The organism is Sphingomonas faeni (genome assembly GCF_003053745.1).
In the GTDB taxonomy this organism is placed as follows: domain Bacteria; phylum Pseudomonadota; class Alphaproteobacteria; order Sphingomonadales; family Sphingomonadaceae; genus Sphingomonas; species Sphingomonas faeni.
In genome coordinates this window covers 167,912-186,368 of sequence record NZ_QAYE01000002.1, presented here as the reverse complement: position 1 = coordinate 186,368, position 18,457 = coordinate 167,912, and the positions used below count along the sequence as shown (strand labels likewise).

Here is an 18,457-nt window from a genome sequence, read left to right as displayed (position 1 = left end):
GGGCGCTCCCCGACAAAATATCCCGAGCCGGTGGCGTCGAAGCCAATCTCCGCTCCGGACCACGTCGTCTTTAGATCGCGTGATGTCCATGTAATGTGGTCGAAATCGACCTGCCTGGGCACCGCATGGCGGCACGCTGCGTTCGACCGGTATGATTGCCCCGTTGTTCCGCGCCGACCACCGAGAGACTCCCTCCCGGGTCTTGATCGGGGCCATGTTGATGAGTTTCCTCGTCGCCCAATATCATCACCGCTTCACTGTGGATCCGATCCGAGCGGCTCCCGCGATGGCAGCGGTGACGGCACTCGCCCTCGCGCTGGCAATCGGCAAGTACACCGCGCGGCCGCGTCTCGTTGCCGGCGCGCGAGCGTTTCTCCAAATGACGCTGTTCACGGTGCTCGGCGTTGTTCTGGCGTATGCCCTGGCAGCAAACGCAGGGCAGTTGTGGGATGCCCGCCTAGCCGCCGCCGATCGCGCGATCGGTTTCAACTGGCCGGTCGTGTTGGCGTTGCTCGACAAATCCCCTCCTATGATTTGGCTACTTGGACTGGCGTATCACAGCCTCACCTTGCAGATGATCGTCGTCATCGTCGCGTTGAGCGGCATGGGGAAATTCGACACGCTGAGGATCATGGTCTGTGCCGCGATCCTATCCGGTTTCGTCACGATACTGATTTCAGGGCTCACTCCGGCGATGGGCAATCTGTTCGACCCATCCCGCTACGTGCATCTCTGGCCATCCATAGCCTGGCTTGAACAGGACCTGATATCCGGGCTTCGAGATGGGTCGCTACGCGTGCTCGATCTCACGATGCTCATGGGAATCGTCAGCTTTCCCAGTTTCCATGCGACGCTCGCTGCCATCTTCATCTGGGCGTTCGGCGCGATGCCGCGGCTTGCGGGTCCGGGCCGGGTATGGGCGATACTTACGATCGTCGCGACGCCGGTCTTCGGCGGTCACTACGGGGTCGACGTCATCATGGGACTGTTTCTCGCACCACCTGCCATCATTGCAAGCCGCCACATCACGCGGCGCAGGCGGGCTCCCCATCTAATGGACTCAGCCCTGCCCGCATAGCGTCGACATCGTCGAAGAGGGCCGAATCGACCAGCGCGGCAGCCTCGGCAGCGCCCCCGGCCCCCGCCATTTCAGCGGCGAGCAAATTTGCCGCGTGGCGGTACGACGGATCCGACAGCATGAGCCGCAACGCCGCTTCGAGACCGCCCCTGTCTGCTTCGGCGGGCGATACGATACGCGCCGCCCCGATCCGCTTCAGTCGCGCGGCCGTAGCGGGTTGTTCGAATGCCAGCGGTACCGCAACGATTGGAACGCCGGCGGCCAGTGCGTCCAGCACCGTGTTGAACCCGCCGTGCAAAATCGCGGCCGAACATTTTGGCAGGATACGGGTCTGAGACCAGAATGCCCGCACCAGCGGCCTCCCGGGTAGCGAACTGACTTCGGCCTCGCTCAGCCCGCCACCATGCGCGACCACCGCACGAGCGCCGACCGCGGCACAGGCAGCCGTCATCGCGGCGAACAACGATCGGCGCGCGCCCTGCAACGACCCCAGCGAACAGAATATCATCGGTCGGCCGTCGTCTTCCGGAAGATCGACGTCAGCCTCGTCCAGCCGCCACGGCGCGCCGTATCGGAAGCTCGGTGGCAATGCCGCGCGGGGAAAATCCAGACCTGCCGGGCATTGTGCGACGTGCAGGCGGTCCGACCATTGATGCCTAGGGTCGGGGTCAAGCTTCCACCGGCGTGCATAGGACGACACGATTTTAGCGATCGGCCGCATCAGCAGGTCGCTGACGGCGTACCCACCATTGTTGCGCCGAAGGCCTGCCGCAGTGGGAGTATACGCCCACCCGAGGAATGGCGGCGGAACCATTGGCTCTCTGAGCAAGGGCAACCCGGTGACGGCTGTCACGAACGGCAGTCGGAGATGTCGTGCTACTAGCGCACCGGCCGGCTCGACGGAGTCGGCGAGTACCGCATCGACCCCAAGCCTCGACAGTGCCGCCGGAAGAGCCTGCAATAGCAGTTCCGTCACGGACGCCGTGCCGCGGATCATCCTGGTCAGTCCGACAGGGCCCGATGGCTGCGCCAGCTTCCGGTAATATGCCGCCAACAAGCCTTGGCAGTCCGCCGGGTGGTCAAGCGCCGCAAAACCGACACTGCCGTTGGGCACTAGCGAGGCGACGTCGGCCAGATGGACTATCGTGACTCTACGCCCTGCTTCGACGAGCGATGTTCCCAATGCCACCAGCGGATTGATGTGCCCCGCCGTTGGCGGCGCGATGATGGCGATATGTCGCCGATTGACCGTCAATGCCTTGGAGCTTTCCGTCGCCGTCTTGTTTGACCGCTTACTATCAGCATGCAGGCGAGCAGCGATAGCTCGATTTTGCGGGGTAACCCACTACGCTTGCTCCGTTGATCGTAGTCAATGCGTGTTCAAATACGGGCGTTCAGTCTCTTGTTTCAGAACTCGCGTGCTGGTCTGGCCTCACCAATTTCTGACCTTTGTACTGCTAACCAAGCGGCGAGGTTTGTCGATCCCCCCTCGCCGCGTGGTAGCCTTGGCGTAGGTCTCAGGCCGCCCCGATCCAAGCATCGACCTGTTCCGCCAGCACCTTGAGCGGCAGCGCGCCATGCGCCAGCACCACCTCGTGAAAATCGCGAATGTCGAAGCGCGCGCCCAATGCGGTCTCCGCTTTATGCCGGAGCGCCGATATACGTTGCTGGCCCACCATGTAGCTCGTCGCCTGGCCAGGGTTGTTGATGTAGCGATCGACCTCCTTGACCACGTCGCGTGCCGAGAGTGGCGCATTCTGGGTGAAATAGGCGACCGCCTGATCGCGGCTCCAACGCTTGGCATGCATGCCCGTGTCGAGCACTAGGCGACACGCGCGCCACACTTGCAACGCCAGCATCCCCAGTTCCGAATAAGGGTCGCGATAGGCGCCCATCTCCTTGGCGAGCCGTTCCGAGTACAGGCCCCAGCCTTCGGTATACGCACCGTAATAGCCGAAGCGACGGAACTTCGGCACGCCAGTCAGCTCCTGTGCGCGAGCAATCTGGAAGTGGTGCCCCGGCGCGCCTTCGTGATGGGCGATCCCCTCGACCTGAGTCTTCTGCACCTGCGTCATGTCCGCCAGATTGACGTAGAAGATTCCGGGCCGCGAGCCATCCGGGGCGGGCTGGTCGTAGAACGCCACCGCGGCAGTTTCCTGTCGCCACGTCTCGACCGCGCGTACCTCCAGCGGCGCCTTTGGCAGTCGGCGAAAGAAGCGAGGTGCGGCGGCCATGGTCTGCGCGATGGCCGCGCGTGCGTCGGTGAGGTAGAGTTGACGGCCCGCATCGGTGTTGGGGTATTTGAACTTCGGATCGGACCGCAGCGCCGCGAAGAGATCCTGCAACGATCCGGTGAAGCCCGCCCGTTTCATCACCGCCGTCATCTCGGCGTGGATCGATCGTACCTGATCCAGCCCAAGCTGGTGGATCTGCTCCGCTGTCATGTCGGTGGTGGTGTAATAGGCGAGCCGCGCTTGATAATAGGCGTCGCCGCCCGGCAGGCTCCACGCGCCGTCATTGCCCTTGGCGAGTGGCTCGATCTCGTCCAGCGCGGCAAAGAGTATGTCGAAGCCTTGGCGGAACGGCCCTTTCAATGCCGCGACCGCATCCGCGATCAGCGCCGCCTTGATGCTCTCGGACACGCCAAGCTTGCCGACCTTCGCCTTGAAATCGGCGAGCAGGCTGCTGTCTGCGCCACTATCGAACGGCGCTCCGGTGATAACTTGGCGGGCATCGCCACGGGCGGGCGCGAAAACCATTTTTGGCGGCACGATACCCTTGGCCGCCTGTTTGCGCATGGTTGCGGCGACCTCGCGCATGACGCGCAGGGAATCACGCAATCGCGCCACATAGGCGTGAGCGTCGGCTACCGTGGCAATGCGATGCTGGTTGATGAGGAAAACCGGGATGTTGCCCGCCGGGCTGCCGTTCGTCGATACCGGGAAGGCATAGTCGCGGAACGCGAACTGGCGGCGATCCGTGGCGACCTGCGCTTCGAACAATCGATAGCTCAGCCGAGCATCGGGCCCGAGCCGATCGACCGCGAAGCCGCGTCGCAGGTCGGCGAGTTGCGCATCCTGCAAAGCTTGTGCGCGCCGTGCGGCAGCGTCGGTATAATCGTCGAGCCTGTCGTAGTTGGTCTTCAGGCCGAGGCTGGTCTGTGTCTCGGGACTGAGCGCGACACTCGCATCGAACGCGGCATCGAGAAAGCGCAGGAGCCGGGCGTCGTCATCGGCGGTCCCCGCTGCCGCAGTGGCGATCTGGGGGTCGATTAGCGGCAGAGCGGCGCCCGCCATCAGCATTCGTACAAACGCGCGCTTGGTGAGCATCACAGAGCCTTTCTATCGGTTACGGACCAGCGCTAGCCGCCACTCTGCGTCACCGCAATGATCAACACTGCCGAATATCGGGAGCCGAACCAAAGATCGTTTGCAAAGCGCAATGACCTCGGGGGAGATGTCCATCAGATCTTTGATGCCTCCTACGTCCTGCCATCTAGTCGACTCCTATTGCGGTTATCATGTCATCCCCTGCACTCCTATTTTTCGCCAGTATTGAAGGCAGACAGGTAAGCCGGAAAAGCGGCCCAGGACCTATTGTACTATGGTAGCGCTATCGATATCGTCGTGAAAAGAACGATAAAATTGGGAGAGCGACTATGGGATTCGGGTTCCGCATGAACGCCGTCCGTTGATGGGTGGGACACCCCCTTTTGTGCCTGTCCAGCCTGATGATTGCCTCGACCACACCGGCGCTGGCACAGACCGACAAGATGGCGCCTATCGCCATTCCGGCGCAGCCCGACGCCATCGCGCTTGATACCGGTAAACTCCCGGGGGCGACCGCACCTGAGGCGTGGCACAGCCAGTATGGCAGCGTGTTCGCCCGCAACGTCACCGTTGCGACCCTAACCCCCTTCCTGCCGGATCCCGCCAAGGCCACCGGGACAGCAGTGATCGTCGCACCGGGCGGCGGATTCCAGACGCTGTCGATGGAGAACGAAGGCTGGGACGTGGCGCGTGCACTTGCCGCCAGAGGCGTCGCTGCATTCGTCCTGAAGTATCGCCTGAACCCGACGCCGCAGGACCTTGGAACATTCGCGCGACCGGTGCCGCAGGGTATGCGCCCGCCACGTCCGAACGCCGCTGCGATGATGGCGGGCCTTGCGCCGCAGATCGCGGATGCGAGGGCGGCGTTCGCCACGGTCCGCAACCGTGCGGGCGAATGGCATGTCGATCCCAGCCGCATCGGCATGGTCGGCTTTTCCGCAGGTGCGATGCTGACGATGGCGACGACCGTCGCCGGGCAGGATGCGAAGCCGGCCTTCATCGGCAACATCTACGGTCCGCTTGCCGCGATGACGGTGCCGGCCGACGCGCCGCCGATGTTCGTTGCGCTCGCGGCGGACGATCCCTTCTTCGGCAATGGCGGCTATGGGCTGATCGACAGCTGGCGTGCGGCCAAGCGTCCGGTCGAGTTCCACCTGTTCGAACAGGGCGGTCACGGCTTCGGCATGTACCCGAAGACCACCACGAGCACGGGCTGGTTCGATGAATTTACCCGCTGGATGGCGATGCACGGCTGGCTGAAGACCGCGTAACGCGCACGGCCGTCCTGCGTTTTACGATACCCCGCCGGGGAGCGACGCGAGCAAGCGAGCCTTCGACCACGATGTTCGACAGGAGAGATGTGTGCCACGCAAAAGCATCGCGACCGTCCTCGCTTCGGTGAGCCTCTGTGCAGTTTCCAGCGCCATCTGTGCGCAATCGCTGACGGTTAGCCCCGCCGAAACGCTCGAGGCGCAGGGGTTGAGCGTCATCATCGACCAGAACCAGTCGAGCCAGATCCGCTTCGCGGTGATGGCCGTGACCGCGGAAGCGAAGTGATGCGCCCCCTTTTCGCCGCCATTGCGCTGCTGACCTCCGCTACCTTCGCAACCACGTCATTGGCTGGACAGGATCCGGCGCCGGAGCAGCCGCCCCGCTACACCGCGATCAACCTCTGGCCCAACGGCGCGCCGGGTTCGGCGGCACGCCGCGGCGAGGCGGAGATCGGCCGTGACTATTGGGTCCGCAACATCCATGATCCGTCGCTGCTCGCCTTTCCAGCCGACGTAACGAACCGCAACGGAGCCGCGATCGTGATCATGCCCGGCGGTGGGCACAAATTACTCGTATGGACGAACGAGGGCACGAAGGTCGCGACCGCGCTGAACCGCATGGGGGTGACCGCGTTCGTGCTCAAATATCGCCTCGCGAACGAGCCCGGCTCGAAATATTCGGTCGAAGGCGATGCTGCGGACGACGCGCGGCGCGCGATGCGCTGGGTCCGAGCGCATGCCGCAGACTATGGCATCGATCCGTCCCGCGTCGGTGCGATGGGCTTTTCGGCAGGCGGCGAACTCGTGTCGCTGATCGCGGACAATCCCGAGCCTGCCCGACGTCGACCCGCCGATCCGATCGACCGTCAGTCCGCTCGCCCCGATTTCCAGGTGTTGGTCTTCCCCGGACCGCGAGGCATCCCAGCGAACGCCATCGCCAACGCGCCCCCAGCGTTCCTCATCGCCGGCAGCCGCGATCCCTGCTGCGCAGCACCGACGGTTACGCTCTACGAACAGTTGCGCAAGAGTGGCGTATCGGCGGAACTTCACATGTATGCCGACAGTGGCCACGCGTTCAATCTTGACGAGTCGAACCGGATCTCGATCCTGCACTGGCCGGATCGCCTGCAAGATTGGCTAGCGGATGGCGGCTGGCTTTCGCCCCGACCTGCGAAATAAGGCACGAATAATTTGATTTTTGGGGCCGATCATGTCGGGCGACGATCCGCATTCTCCAACCCGGACTGTCACCAATGGTTCTGGCTGACCCATTGACGAGACCGTCGTCCACCTGACCAGTCCGGGGGACAGAAAGTCCGCCCGGACTGAGTTTCGCACCGTCGCCTACATGCCGGCTGCGGTCGGGCGGACGATGACCTCGTTGATGTCTACTCCCTCGGGCTGCTCCAGTGCGTAGCGGATCGCGCGTGCGATCGCGTCGGGAGTCAGCGACTTCTGCCGCCATGTGGTCAGCGCAGTCGCAATATCCGGATCGGTGATGTCGTTGCCCAGTTCAGTTGCCACGACACCGGGCGAAATGATCGTCGTGCGGATATCGTCATGCTCCTGCCGCAACCCTTCGGTGATCGCCCAGACCGCATATTTGGTGGCGCAGTAGACCGCTGCGCTCGGCATCACGAAATGCGCGGCGATCGATGCGACGTTGACGACGTGGCCCGCCTTCTGCGAGATGAATCGCGGCAGCACGGCAGCGATCCCGTTCAGCACGCCGTGAACGTTGACGTCGATCATCCGCGTCCACTCGTCCTGCTTCAGCGCAGCGAGCGGCGACAGCGGCATCACGCCGGCATTGTTGATCAGCACGTCCACGCGCCCGAACCGCGCTTCAGCCGCATCGGCGAACGCGGCGAAGCTTGCCGCGTCGGTCACGTCCAGCACCTGCCACGCGACGTTCGCGCCGAGTTCGGCCGCCAGCGCTTCGAGCCGATCGGTCCTGCGCGCTCCGATGAAGAGGCGCGCGCCCCTGCCCGCCAGTTCGCGCACGGTGGCCTCGCCGATACCGCTGGAGGCTCCGCTGATCAGCACTGTCTTGTCGATGACGTCGTTCATGATGGTTCCTTTCGTGTCGCCTCGAAGGCTGGGCACAGATGGAACCGGATTGCCGACCAGCGTGAGACCGATCCCCCGCAATGCTTGCACGATCCTCCAAAACGGCCTCACCGCCGCTTGTGAGAATGGCTGGCAGCGGACACAGTCCCTCGATGAGTACGATCGCAGACCTCGCCACGCTGGTTGCGCGCCATGTCCCGAGAACCGGCATGGTCAGCACGCCAATCCATCGACTATCGCTGTTCCGGGCCGATGAGCCGACCGTGCCCCTGCCCGCCGTGTATGACGCGTCGCTTTGCATAATTGCCCAAGGTGCCAAGCGAGTCTCGCTCGGCGGAGAGAGCCTGCTCTACGATGCCGCGCATTACCTGCTGGTCTCGGTCGACCTGCCGCTCGTCGGACACGTCGTCCAGGCGGATCGTGACGCGCCGTACCTCTGCTGCAAGATCGACATCGACCAGTCCGTGCTGGCGGATCTCATCCTGGCGGAAGGCGGCCGGGCCCCGAAAGCCGATCTGCCGGCGCTCGCGGTCTATCGCAGCGACGACGATCTGGTCGACGCGGCGTGCCGACTGATGCGGTTGCTGGATCGGCCGGACAGCATCGCTGCGCTAGCGCCGCTGATCGAACGGGAGATCCTGTACCGTTTGCTCGTGGGTCCCCACGGGGCTGCGCTTCGCTACATGGCAGTCGCCGACAGCCACCTCAATCAGGTCAGCCGCGCTATCGCGACGATCCGCACCGGGTTCGATCGGCCGCTCCGCATCGGCGACATCGCCACCGCCGCGGGTATGAGCCCGTCGTCGCTCCACGAACACTTCAAGTCGGTGACGAAAATGACGCCGTTGGCGTATCAAAAACAATTGCGGCTACAGGAGGCACGACGCCTGATGCTGTCAGGGAACACGACGGCAAGCGGCGCAGGTTTCGCCGTGGGCTATGAAAGCCCATCACAGTTCAACCGCGAATATGCGCGCCTGTTCGGTGCCCCTCCGCGTCGTGACATCGAGCAACTCCAACTGAGCGGCAATCTACTGACGCCCGTTTAGCCTCACACCATTGGTTCGGCGATTTCTACCTGCTCGACAACGACGCCGATCGCGGTTGCGGAAACGGTGATCGCCGAACCGTTCCAGGTTCGAGGCGTCCGGCCAATCGCTAAGACTTTGCGGCAAAGCTATTCTCTTATGGGTGGATCGTCGCGCCTTCGATCTTGGCGGGACCGATTGCCTGCGCCTTTCGCCCCCCAGTCTCGAACGATACAGGTCAGGAACGGAGGAGACGAGCATGACCGCAAACACGATGAAGGTGGACGACCAAGCCAAGATCGACCTGTTCCAGGTTATCGCGCCCATCGTAATGCAGTATCTCGCCGCGAACTCCCCGAATCGAGCATTGATTGCAGATGACATCATCGACTTCTTTGCGCTGTCGATCGCCGCGGTGATCGAGAACGACACGGATCTCTCGACCCCGCAGCATCTGCGAAAGGCCGGTGAGGCAGCCGGGAAGCATATCGCGCACTGGGTCAGGCTGCTGAAGCTGGATCACGAACACCGCGGTATGTCGTTGCTGGCGATGACGATGGGTACGGTCGCGTCCGACGAGGCACGGCAATAGCCGCCCACTTGTTCCCATCGCTTGATTGCGTCGGCCAGCCGGCAACACCCACAGCCGTCGATTTCTAATAGCTATTGCTGAACTACGTCGCGGCTTGGACCTGCCGCCGACGTGATCCGTCCGGCCGATATGCGAATTACCTGGAACCAGCCTTCGAAGGTGAGCGCTTTAGCCCTCAGGAAGCCGGCACTCCGGTCAATTTGGGATTTTAGCATGACGGAAACGACCTGGGGCGACGATGCGAAGACGCCGGATATCGACTGGCGGATGAGTGCTGCGTTGGAGAATGTGCCGCGTGGGAACGAGAACCTCGCCGAGGTAACGAGCCTAGAGGGCGCTGTCCGTACGTGGATGACGCTTGATCCCGAGCATCGCGACGCTGCTGTGCTTACGCCGGAGCACCCTTTGCAAATCGACGGTGCGGCCCATGCAACCCTCGCTGGCGACGGTATCGCCGCGCTGGCCGAGCGTCTGCCTAGCGCAAACGACGAGGGCTGAGTCATGGCATCTGCGAGCGTTCGCTTCGAGCCTGGCGAGTATGAATGGCTCGCCGAACGGCACGACGTCCTGTTTCTCGGCCATACGGACCTTGGCATGGTCGAGTTCCTGATCACGAGCGAGGCGTTGGCGGAATTCATCGACCCGGACCTCGACGGCATCGACAGCGATACCGCGATCGAGACGTATGGAGAATTCGAGTCCGACATACACCGTATCGCGCGACGCGAGTTTGTCAGCCGGCTGGGCGGGGAGCCCCCAGTCCTGCTCACGGCCGCCGACGTTTGGGATGAACCTTCACAATCCCGCAGGCCGTAACCCTTCAACCGCCAATCATATTGCCCGCCAACAAGGACTGATCTGATGGAAACCCGCAAACTGGGCCAGCAAGGCCTCGAAGTCTCCGCGCTGGGTCTCGGCTGCATGGGCATGTCCGACTTCTACGGGAGCCGCGACGAGACGGAGTCGGTTGCGACGATCAACCGCGCTCTGGATCTTGGCGTGACGTTCCTGGACACCGCCGACATGTACGGCGTTGGCGCTAACGAAGAGCTGGTCGGTCGCGTCGTACGCGAGCGCCGCGAGTGGATCGTGGTCGCGACCAAGTTCGGCAACGTCCGCGGGTCGGATGGCAGCTTCAAGGGGATCAACGGCCGCCCCGACTATGTGCGGTCGGCCTGCGACGCGAGCCTGAAGCGGACCGGACTCGATGTCATCGATCTCTACTACCAGCATCGCGTCGACCCAGACGTGCCGATTGAAGAGACCGTCGGCGCGATGGCCGACCTCGTCCGCGCGGGTAAGGTCAAGTATCTCGGCCTGTCCGAGGCTGCCCCCGCGACCATCCGCCGAGCGCATGCCGTGCACCCGATTACCGCGTTGCAGACCGAATATTCGCTGTGGAGCCGTGACGTCGAGGACCAGATTCTGCCGACGGTGCGCGAACTGGGGATCGGCTTCGTGCCGTACAGCCCGCTCGGCCGCGGCTTTCTTACAGGCCAGTTCAAGACGCCCGACGATCTCGACGCCGGCGACACGCGCCGCAACCACCCGCGCTTTCAGGGCGCGGCGTTCCAGAAGAACCTCGACCTCGTCGCCGCGATCGGCACTATGGCGGCGGACAAGGGCTGCACGCCGGCCCAGCTCGCGCTTGCATGGGTATTGCGCCAGGGTGAGGATATCGTGCCGATCCCAGGTACCAAGCGGCGCAAGTATCTCGACGACAATGTAGGCGCGCTCGACGTGGAGCTGAGCGATGCCGATCTTGCCCGTATCGATGACATTTTTCCGCGCGGCGCGGCGCAAGGGACCCGCTACCCAGCCGCCTCGATGGCGAGCATTGACGCGTGAGCGTTCCGTCTTTCGCGGCGATCGCACCGGGCAAGCTTGCGGTCGTCACGGGTGCGGCCGGCGGCATTGGACGGGCCGCTGCTCGCGCCTTTTCGGACGCGGGCATGCGGGTGGTTCTGGTCGACCGTCCCGGTGAGGCGCTAGAGCAGGCCGCGGCGTCGATGGACGGCGCAATAGCGCTGTCCGCCGACGTCGCGGATCGTGCCGCGATGGCCGCGCTGGCAAAGGAGGTGGTCGATCGTCACGGTCCTGTATCGGTGCTGATGAACAACGCCGGCATCGGCGGGGGCGGTGACGTGTTTGCCGACCCAGCAAAGTGGGACGAGGTGGTCGGCGTCAACCTGATGGGCGTGATCCACGGCGTCCAGGCCTTCGTCCCGGGCATGGTCGAAGGCGAAACCCCTGCCCTCGTCATCAACACCGGCTCCAAACAGGGCATTACGCAGCCGCCCGGCAACACTGCCTACAACGTCAGCAAGGCCGGGGTGAAAGCGCTGACCGAAGGCCTCGCCCACAGCTTGCGCGAACGGACCGGAAGCCGGGTCAGCGCCCACCTGCTCGTGCCCGGCTTCACCTGGACGGGGATGACGGGTGGTCGACTGACCAAGAAACCGCCGGGCGCGTGGACACCTGAACAGGTCGTGGCGCTGATGATGGACCGGGTGGCGGCGGGAGACTTCTACATCCTGTGCCCGGACAACGAGACGACGCCCGAACAGGATGCGAAGCGGATAGCGTGGGCGGCGGGAGACATGATCGAAAATCGCCCTGCCCTGTCCCGCTGGCATGCGGATTGGCGCGACGCCTTTGCGGAGTTCATGCGGGACTAGGCGCTTGCTGAGGGACCTGCATGGCAAATCATCGCTGCCGTGCCGGTCCCCGCTGGATGCGCCAGACCGTGCCGCTTCCCTCACACGCATGGCAGAGAAACGGATTGCCGATCTGATTGCGTGATGGAAGAATGCGGTCATGCAGATACTTAAAGCAGCCGGCCTCGCCCTCCTCGCGTCAGTTCCCGCCAGTGCGCAGATCGTCGCACAACCCTCGGCAGGAACATACCAGCGCGCCGTCGCGGCCGGTTACAAGGCCGCGCTCTATTGCTCCGGCATCTTCAATGCAGGGCGCACGCCGGAGCAGATCGATGCCGATGAGTTGGCCGGCATCTACCCGGACTATGAGAAGATCGTGCTGACGCTCACGGCGAACGTCGACCGGACCCGCCAATCCGTCTCCGTAGGGTTCGATCCAAAGCTTCCTCCGAGACGCGCGGAGTGGACTAGCGGGCACGGTTGCGTGACCCTGCCGATCGGCGGCACGGCATTAGCTGGCCGCAAGTCGACGGGGGCACCTTCGATTGCGGCAGCCGATCCGCGCCGCTGGCCGCAAGGTGACGCCGGCATCGCACCGCGCCCGTCGGCCACGCTGACCGGCACCGTCGGCCAGGCATTCGGGACCAGCTATGGCGTCGGCACCAAGACGGTCGGCGTAGTCGTCGTGAAGGACGGCGAAGTTCTTGCCGAGCAATATGGCCCCGGTTTCGGGCCGTTCGTGTCCAATCGAACCTGGTCGGTCGGCAAGTCGATCGCCGGCACGCTCATCGGCCTCACCAATGCAGGCGCGTTGAAGGCCCCCGCCGCCGTGCCGCAATGGAAGGCCGGCGATCCGCGTCATGCCATCACGCTCGACAATCTCCTGCGCATGGGATCCGGCCTGCACAGCGACACCGCCGGCAATCGCACCGATGCCATCTATTTCGGCGGTACCACGGTGGACGAACAGGCGATGTCATGGCCGTTAGAAGCGCTGCCCGGCACGCGCTTCCGCTACGCCAATAATGACATCCTGCTCGCGGTCTATGCCACCCGAAACGCGATCGGAGAGGCGCGGTACCGGGCGTTGCCGGGCAGCCTGTTCGGGCCGCTCGGCATGGCGCACACCGTTGCCGAGACCGACTGGCACGGCAACTACATCCTCTCCAGTCAAGTCTGGTCGACCGCCCGCGACCTGGCGAGGTTGGGATTGTTCTGGTCGCAGGACGGCGTCTGGCAGGGCAAGCGCCTGCTACCGGCAGGCTGGATGCGCACTATGACGACGCCGAGCGGACCGCAGCCGTCGAGCGGACCGGGCTATGGCGCGACGATGTGGCTGTTCGGCCCCAAGCAGGGTTTGCCCGAGGGCAGCTACGCCGCGCAAGGCAACCGGGGACAGTATGTCATGGTGATCCCGTCCCGGCATCTGGTGGTGGTCAGGCGGGGCGAGGACCCCGGTGCTGCGCGGTTCGACGTCGCGCGCTTCGCCGCCGCCGTCGCCGCGGCGTTACCGTGAGCTTCCCCGGCAGAGTCCGCCGCGACATCTAGCGTTTCGTGAACACCGCCTTGGGCAAGACGACGTGGACGCCCTTGTTGCGGTCGACGAGCTCGGTGATTTCGACATCGCCCGCGACGCTGATCAGCATGTACGCATCGTCGCGCGTCATGCCTTTTTCCGCGACGAGGAAATCGATCATGTTGCGCAGCGCCTTACGGGTCGCATGGCTGAGATCGTCGTCGAAGCCCATCGCGATATAGGCCTTGGGCGTCTCGGCGCGCGGATAGGCGATCGCCGCCTTCTTGTGCAGCACGAACTCGAACGTGCCGGTCAACGAGGTTTCCAGCGCGGTGATATCGACCTCGCCATTGCCCTGCGCGGCATGGCCGTCGCCGACCTGGAACAGCGCGCCGGGCGCGTAGACGGGCAGGAACAAGGTCGTCCCGGCGACGAGCGCCTTGTCGTCCATGTTGCCGCCGTTGATCGTCGGCGGCGCGCTGTCGTAGCGGCCGAACGACGGCGGCGGCGCGACCCCCATGCTGCCGAAGAACGGTGCCAGCGGCACTTCGACGCCGGGCGCGAACAGGCCGACCATGCGCTTGGCATCCAGCGGGACGATCTTCATCCGCGCATAGGGAAAATCGTCGGTGAGAAACCCCGCCCCGTACCGGAACGCGTTATAGGCATAGGGGATCGCCAGATCGACTTTCCGGATGCGCACTTCCAGCATGTCGCCGGGTTCCGCGCCGGTAATCGCGATCGGTCCGGTCAGGATATGACCGCCGGGGCCGCGTGCGCTGGCCGGGACGCCGTCATAGACCGCACGCAGCGCCGGTTCGATCTGCGCGGGCGCGACGCCGGCCTTTTCCAGACCCGCCGGACTGTTGGTCAGCAATGTGTGGATCACCACCGTGTCGCCCGACCGGATCGTCAGTACCGGCTTGTCGGTCGCGTCGTAATGCCCCCAGGCGACCGTCTGCGGCGTCGCCCTCAGTTCGTAAGTCGCGGCGCCCGCAGGCATCGCCACGGAAGCCAGAGCGGCAAGCATCAGGTAGCGCATCGTCATCCCCTCAATAGGCCAGAGCGCAGCCGTCGGCGCGCATCTCGCTCGCCGCGGCATAGACGCGCGTTGCACCGTCCATGCGGTGCTCGACGCATTCGTAGCGGCCAAAGCCCCCGTCGGGCTCACCGATCGTCCAGCCGATGTCGGCCAGGCGCTGCTTCGTGGCGGCAGGCACGCCCGATTCCAACCGCAGCAACCCGCGCGGCCCCAGCCCGGCGCTGTCTTCCCCCATCGATTGCGACGAGCCCTCGTGATGCCAGCGCGGCGCATCGCCTGCCGACTGGATCTCGAGGCCATAGTCGACGCGGTTGACGATGATCTGCGTCTGCCCCTGCGGTTGCATGTCGCCGCCCATCACGCCGAAGCTCATCCAGGGATCGTTCCCGCGCGTCGCGAAGCCGGGGATGATTGTCTGGAATGGCCGCTTGCCGGGCGCGTAGATATTGGGATGGCCGTCCCTCAGGCTGAACAGCTGCCCGCGATCCTGGAACATGAAGCCAAGACCATCGGCGACCAGCCCCGATCCCATGCCGCGGAAGTTCGACTGGATCATCGACACCATCATGCCGTCCTTGTCGGCACAGCTGAAATAGGTGGTGTCGCCGTGGCTGGGCGCCTGGCCGGGATGGACGGGATCGAGGATCCGGTCACGGCGGATCAGTTTCGCGCGTTCGCGGGCGTACTCCTTGGAGACCAGCCACTCGACTGGAACCTTGCTGAAATGCGGGTCGGCGTAGAAGCGCGCGCGGTCTTCATAGGCGAGCCGCTTGGCTTCCGCCTGCAGATGGATCGACAGCGGTGACTGGAAGCCTGCGTCGCCGAGATCGAAGGTCTCGAGGATGTTCAGCATCTGCAGCGTCGCGATACCCTGCGTGTTGGCACCGAGCGCATGCACGTCCACGCCGCGATAGCCCGTCCGATGCGGCGCGATCCATTCCGAGCGGTGCGCGGCCAGATCCTCAAGGCGCAGCCAGCCGCCAATCCGCTTGAAGTAGCGATCGATGACGCGCGCGATCTCGCCGGAATAGAACGCATCGCGTCCGCCCGCCGCGATCGCACGATAGGTACGGGCGAGATCGGGATTGCGAAACACCTGCCCGATCGCCGGGCCCTTGCCGTCGGCCAGGCCATAGGTCTTCAGCGCGTTTGCGGTTTCCTCGATGCCGTTACCCGGCCGGCGGAATGCCGCCATGCTGCGCCGGATGTAATAGGCGATGATGTCCGGCACCGGCGAGCCCGCCTCGGCATGCGCGATCGCCGGCTCGAACAGCTGCGCCCAGGGCAGCCGGCCATAGCGTTGGTGCATCGTCCACCAGGCATCCACGGCGCCCGGCACCGACACGGACACCGCACCAAGCGGCGGCAGCGCCCCGCCGCGTGCCCGCGACCGCACCGTTTCCAGGCTCAAGCCGCGTGGCGACGCGCCCGATCCGGCGAGCCCGACGACCTTGCGCTGCTTCGGATCCCAGATCATCGCATAGGCGTCGCCACCGATGCCGCTCGATGTCGGCTCCAGGAAACCGAGGCAGGCATTGATCGCGATCGCGGCGTCGACCGCCGATCCGCCTCGGCGCAAAATATCGATCCCGGCCTGCGTCGCCAGCGGGTGTGCTGTCCCCGCAGCGCCGTTTAGCCCGTAGGCAGCGGTGCGCGAGGCGAAACTCGCGCCGACCGGGCGATCGCCCGCGGCTACGTCGGGACGCAGGAAGCGATCCTCGCCGGCTATCCAGCGCGGCGGAAGAGTTACCGTCGTTGGCTGAGGCGCACCACCCTGTCCTGGTCCCGGTGCGCCCTGCTTGCCGGGAACGCCGGGTCCGGCCTGCCCGCCTTGTGCCATACCGATGCCCGGCAGCAAAGCGGCCCCAGGCAAGGCGGCAATGAAAGTTCGACGACGCATAGAGGACGCTCCCGGTGCTGATGACCGATCTTCGCTGGCTCCGTGAGCGAGTTCAAGGGGTTGATAGCGCCCGCGCCGCTACAGCGTCCGTCCACCGAAGCTGACTCCGTCAGCCCCCGCAGTCGCAGCGCCTAACCGTCGCGCGGGGCGCGGGCGATCACGGCTTGAGCTACACGAAGACGCGCCTTCCAGATCTTGACCGAGGGATGCCCGGCAGCGAGGCCGACCAGCCGCCCCTCGATCTGCGCGACCTCTCGCTTGGCTGCATCAAGCTCGGTGGCCGTCGGTGCAGGCTGAATATTGGCGCGTGCATGCGCGCCGGTGCGTCCCTTGCTCTTTGTCATGGGCAACGCGATGGTCTCAGATGGCAGGGGCCGTCAATATAGGACGGCATCTATGACAGGTCCCAGCATGTTGCCGACCTATCCGCCGTTGCTAAATACGGGCTCGGGCGTTCGTGATGGCATGAACGACAGCCTGCTATCGATCCGCGACCAGACCAAGACCGGCATCGTGCGACAGGTGCGGACTCTGTTCAATGACCAGGCCCGCGGCGAGGAGCCGGTGAAGCGGAGCGATACTGCACTGTTTCCGCCCGATTCCATGATCTGGCGTGTGCATGGCGACGTTGTCAGCATGATGGTTGGCGGCGTGTCCGCGTTGCTGCTGCAGATGCTGCATCCAGCCGTTCTAGCCGGGGTTTGGGACCATTCGAACTTCCGAACCGATATGCTCGGCAGGCTGCGGCGCACTGCCCGATTTATCGCGGCGACCACCTATGGCGAGCGCGCGGAGGCAGAGGCGGCAATAGCGCGAGTCCGCGCGGTCCATTCGCACATCGGTGGCGCGCTTCCCGACGGTACGCCCTACCGTGCCGACGACCCCAAATTACTGGCGTGGGTCCATGTATCCGAAGCGTGGTCCTTCCTGGCGGCGTGGCAACACTACGGAGATCGTCGACTGACGCTCGCGCAGGAGGATCTCTACTACGCCGAGTTCGCGAGCATAGGATCGGCACTGGGTGCCGACGCTCTCCCGCGGAACCGTGCGGCCACGAATCAGGCGCTTCGCAATATGCAGCCGGCGTTGATCGCAGACGGTCGCACGCGCGAGGTCGCGCGGTTGGTGCTGGATCAGACACCGAGCAACCCGCTGGCAATACCGCTTCAACGAACCATCGCCCCGGCGGCGGTGGATCTTCTCCCGAGCTGGGCACGTCGGATGCATGGCCTCCATGCGTCGCCGGTATTCATGAGACCGGTCGTTCGGTCCGGTACGCGACAGATGGCGAAAACGTTGCGCTGGGCGTTCGACGGCAACTGAAGCGGGAGGCGCAGAACTGGCGAAGCTCGTTGCTACCCATCGACGGCATGGTCCGGGAGTGATTTGATGAAGACGTTGACCATCATCGGCCGGAATATCAGCGATATCCCGACCTTCTACGCCGAGATAAATCGGGTGTTTATGGCCAAGGAAGGTTGGCAATTGGGCGAAAGCCTCGATGCGCTGAACGACCTGCTCTATGGCGGCTACGGCGCGATCGAGGGGCGGGAACGGGTTCGTATCGTCTGGCAGGACGTTGCGGCCAGCAGAGCGGCACTCGGTGTCGAGACGACCCGTGCGTTCCTCACCAAGAAATTGCAGCGACCGGCCGGCTTCGACGTGGAGGCGATTGGTAGCCAGCAGGACGCGCTCGACCGTGGCACCGGGCAAACCTATTTCGAGATCGTCGTGGAGATCATCAGCGATCATCGGAACATCGAGCTTGTTATGGCTTGATGCGGAGCGATCGACTTCGGTTGGCGAGCAGGCTGCCCTGATGCGCGGCGCCGGCGATCACCATCCCGTCGTGCCATGCGCCGATGATGATAACGTCTTTCGCATCTGTCCTCGCTCTTAGCCTGCGTTGCAGTTGACGGAGCAGCTCGATAGCCAGCAGCAAGGCAGTTGCTGACCACGCGACGAACCACGATC

General features: G+C 64.4%; 20 protein-coding genes. 13 read left to right on the top strand and 7 right to left on the bottom strand.

From position 1 onward, the window contains the following. The first annotated feature begins 214 nt into the window (after positions 1–214). Entirely contained in the window at positions 215–1,078 is an 864-nt protein-coding gene (locus C8J25_RS05585) for a phosphatase PAP2 family protein (protein WP_167397667.1), read from the top strand. On the opposite strand, the gene C8J25_RS05580 is transcribed toward C8J25_RS05585, so the two are convergent. Together C8J25_RS05580 and C8J25_RS05575 are read right to left on the bottom strand one after the other, a co-directional pair. Then, positions 1,026–2,333, bottom strand: a complete 1,308-nt coding sequence (locus C8J25_RS05580; protein WP_244186804.1) for a glycosyltransferase — start codon at positions 2,331–2,333, stop codon at positions 1,026–1,028. The genes C8J25_RS05585 and C8J25_RS05580 overlap by 53 nt on opposite strands. A gap of 262 nt (positions 2,334–2,595) precedes the next feature. Beyond that, positions 2,596–4,407, bottom strand: a complete 1,812-nt coding sequence (locus tag C8J25_RS05575; RefSeq protein WP_107953007.1) for a DUF885 domain-containing protein — start codon at positions 4,405–4,407, stop codon at positions 2,596–2,598. Between the two features lie 401 nt (positions 4,408–4,808). Between C8J25_RS05575 and C8J25_RS05570 the strand changes: the two genes are divergently transcribed. From C8J25_RS05570 to C8J25_RS05560, 3 genes are all read left to right on the top strand, one after another. Then, the gene (locus C8J25_RS05570; protein ID WP_107953005.1) at positions 4,809–5,678 is read left to right on the top strand and encodes an alpha/beta hydrolase; all 870 of its coding nucleotides are present in this window, start codon (positions 4,809–4,811) and stop codon (positions 5,676–5,678) included. 91 nt (positions 5,679–5,769) lie between these two features. Next, positions 5,770–5,964, top strand: a complete 195-nt coding sequence (locus C8J25_RS05565) for a hypothetical protein (RefSeq protein WP_107953003.1) — start codon at positions 5,770–5,772, stop codon at positions 5,962–5,964. Then, the gene (locus C8J25_RS05560) at positions 5,964–6,857 is read left to right on the top strand and encodes an alpha/beta hydrolase (RefSeq protein WP_107953001.1); all 894 of its coding nucleotides are present in this window, start codon (positions 5,964–5,966) and stop codon (positions 6,855–6,857) included. The genes C8J25_RS05565 and C8J25_RS05560 overlap by 1 nt, the downstream gene beginning before the upstream one ends. 165 nt (positions 6,858–7,022) lie before the next feature. Here the strand turns inward: C8J25_RS05560 and C8J25_RS05555 are convergent, their stop codons facing one another. Continuing rightward, entirely contained in the window at positions 7,023–7,748 is a 726-nt protein-coding gene (locus C8J25_RS05555; protein WP_107952999.1) for an SDR family oxidoreductase, read from the bottom strand. Between the two features lie 152 nt (positions 7,749–7,900). Between C8J25_RS05555 and C8J25_RS05550 the strand changes: the two genes are divergently transcribed. The 7 genes from C8J25_RS05550 (at position 7,901) to C8J25_RS05520 (ending at position 13,541) form a co-directional block, all read left to right on the top strand. Beyond that, positions 7,901–8,797, top strand: coding sequence for an AraC family transcriptional regulator (locus tag C8J25_RS05550; protein ID WP_107952997.1), 897 nt, complete (start codon positions 7,901–7,903; stop codon positions 8,795–8,797). Between the two features lie 238 nt (positions 8,798–9,035). Beyond that, the gene (locus C8J25_RS05545) at positions 9,036–9,368 is read left to right on the top strand and encodes a hypothetical protein (protein WP_107952995.1); all 333 of its coding nucleotides are present in this window, start codon (positions 9,036–9,038) and stop codon (positions 9,366–9,368) included. Positions 9,369–9,581: 213 nt separating this feature from the next. Then, entirely contained in the window at positions 9,582–9,866 is a 285-nt protein-coding gene (locus tag C8J25_RS05540) for a hypothetical protein (RefSeq protein WP_107953384.1), read from the top strand. Positions 9,867–9,869: 3 nt separating this feature from the next. Further along, entirely contained in the window at positions 9,870–10,184 is a 315-nt protein-coding gene (locus C8J25_RS05535) for a DUF1488 family protein (RefSeq protein WP_107952993.1), read from the top strand. Positions 10,185–10,229: 45 nt separating this feature from the next. Continuing rightward, positions 10,230–11,216 carry an aldo/keto reductase gene (locus C8J25_RS05530; RefSeq protein ID WP_107952991.1) on the top strand — a complete coding sequence of 329 codons (987 nt, stop codon included), beginning with the start codon at positions 10,230–10,232 and terminating at the stop codon, positions 11,214–11,216. Then, positions 11,213–12,046 carry an SDR family NAD(P)-dependent oxidoreductase gene (locus tag C8J25_RS05525; RefSeq protein WP_107952989.1) on the top strand — a complete coding sequence of 278 codons (834 nt, stop codon included), beginning with the start codon at positions 11,213–11,215 and terminating at the stop codon, positions 12,044–12,046. Before C8J25_RS05530 ends, C8J25_RS05525 begins: the two co-directional genes overlap by 4 nt. A 139-nt stretch (positions 12,047–12,185) precedes the next feature. Further along, the gene (locus tag C8J25_RS05520) at positions 12,186–13,541 is read left to right on the top strand and encodes a serine hydrolase domain-containing protein (RefSeq protein ID WP_107952987.1); all 1,356 of its coding nucleotides are present in this window, start codon (positions 12,186–12,188) and stop codon (positions 13,539–13,541) included. A gap of 28 nt (positions 13,542–13,569) precedes the next feature. Here C8J25_RS05520 and C8J25_RS05515 read toward each other — a convergent pair whose 3' ends face one another. From C8J25_RS05515 to C8J25_RS05505, 3 genes are all read right to left on the bottom strand, one after another. Continuing rightward, positions 13,570–14,583, bottom strand: a complete 1,014-nt coding sequence (locus C8J25_RS05515; RefSeq protein ID WP_107953382.1) for an acetamidase/formamidase family protein — start codon at positions 14,581–14,583, stop codon at positions 13,570–13,572. A 10-nt stretch (positions 14,584–14,593) separates the two neighbouring features. Continuing rightward, positions 14,594–16,483, bottom strand: a complete 1,890-nt coding sequence (locus C8J25_RS05510; RefSeq protein ID WP_107952985.1) for a gamma-glutamyltransferase family protein — start codon at positions 16,481–16,483, stop codon at positions 14,594–14,596. Between the two features lie 131 nt (positions 16,484–16,614). Beyond that, the gene (locus C8J25_RS05505; RefSeq protein ID WP_107952982.1) at positions 16,615–16,827 is read right to left on the bottom strand and encodes a hypothetical protein; all 213 of its coding nucleotides are present in this window, start codon (positions 16,825–16,827) and stop codon (positions 16,615–16,617) included. 121 nt (positions 16,828–16,948) lie between these two features. On the opposite strand from C8J25_RS05505, the gene C8J25_RS05500 reads away from it, so the two are divergent. After that, positions 16,949–17,806: an oxygenase MpaB family protein gene (locus C8J25_RS05500; RefSeq protein WP_107953379.1), complete on the top strand. Its 858-nt coding sequence runs from the start codon at positions 16,949–16,951 to the stop codon at positions 17,804–17,806. A gap of 66 nt (positions 17,807–17,872) precedes the next feature. After that, on the top strand, positions 17,873–18,262 hold the full coding sequence (locus C8J25_RS05495) for a barstar family protein (protein ID WP_107952980.1): 390 nt from the start codon (positions 17,873–17,875) through the stop codon (positions 18,260–18,262). On the opposite strand, the gene C8J25_RS20655 is transcribed toward C8J25_RS05495, so the two are convergent. Next, positions 18,252–18,425: a hypothetical protein gene (locus tag C8J25_RS20655; protein WP_167397666.1), complete on the bottom strand. Its 174-nt coding sequence runs from the start codon at positions 18,423–18,425 to the stop codon at positions 18,252–18,254. The two genes, C8J25_RS05495 and C8J25_RS20655, sit on opposite strands and share 11 nt — an antisense overlap. Positions 18,426–18,457 lie beyond the last annotated feature (32 nt).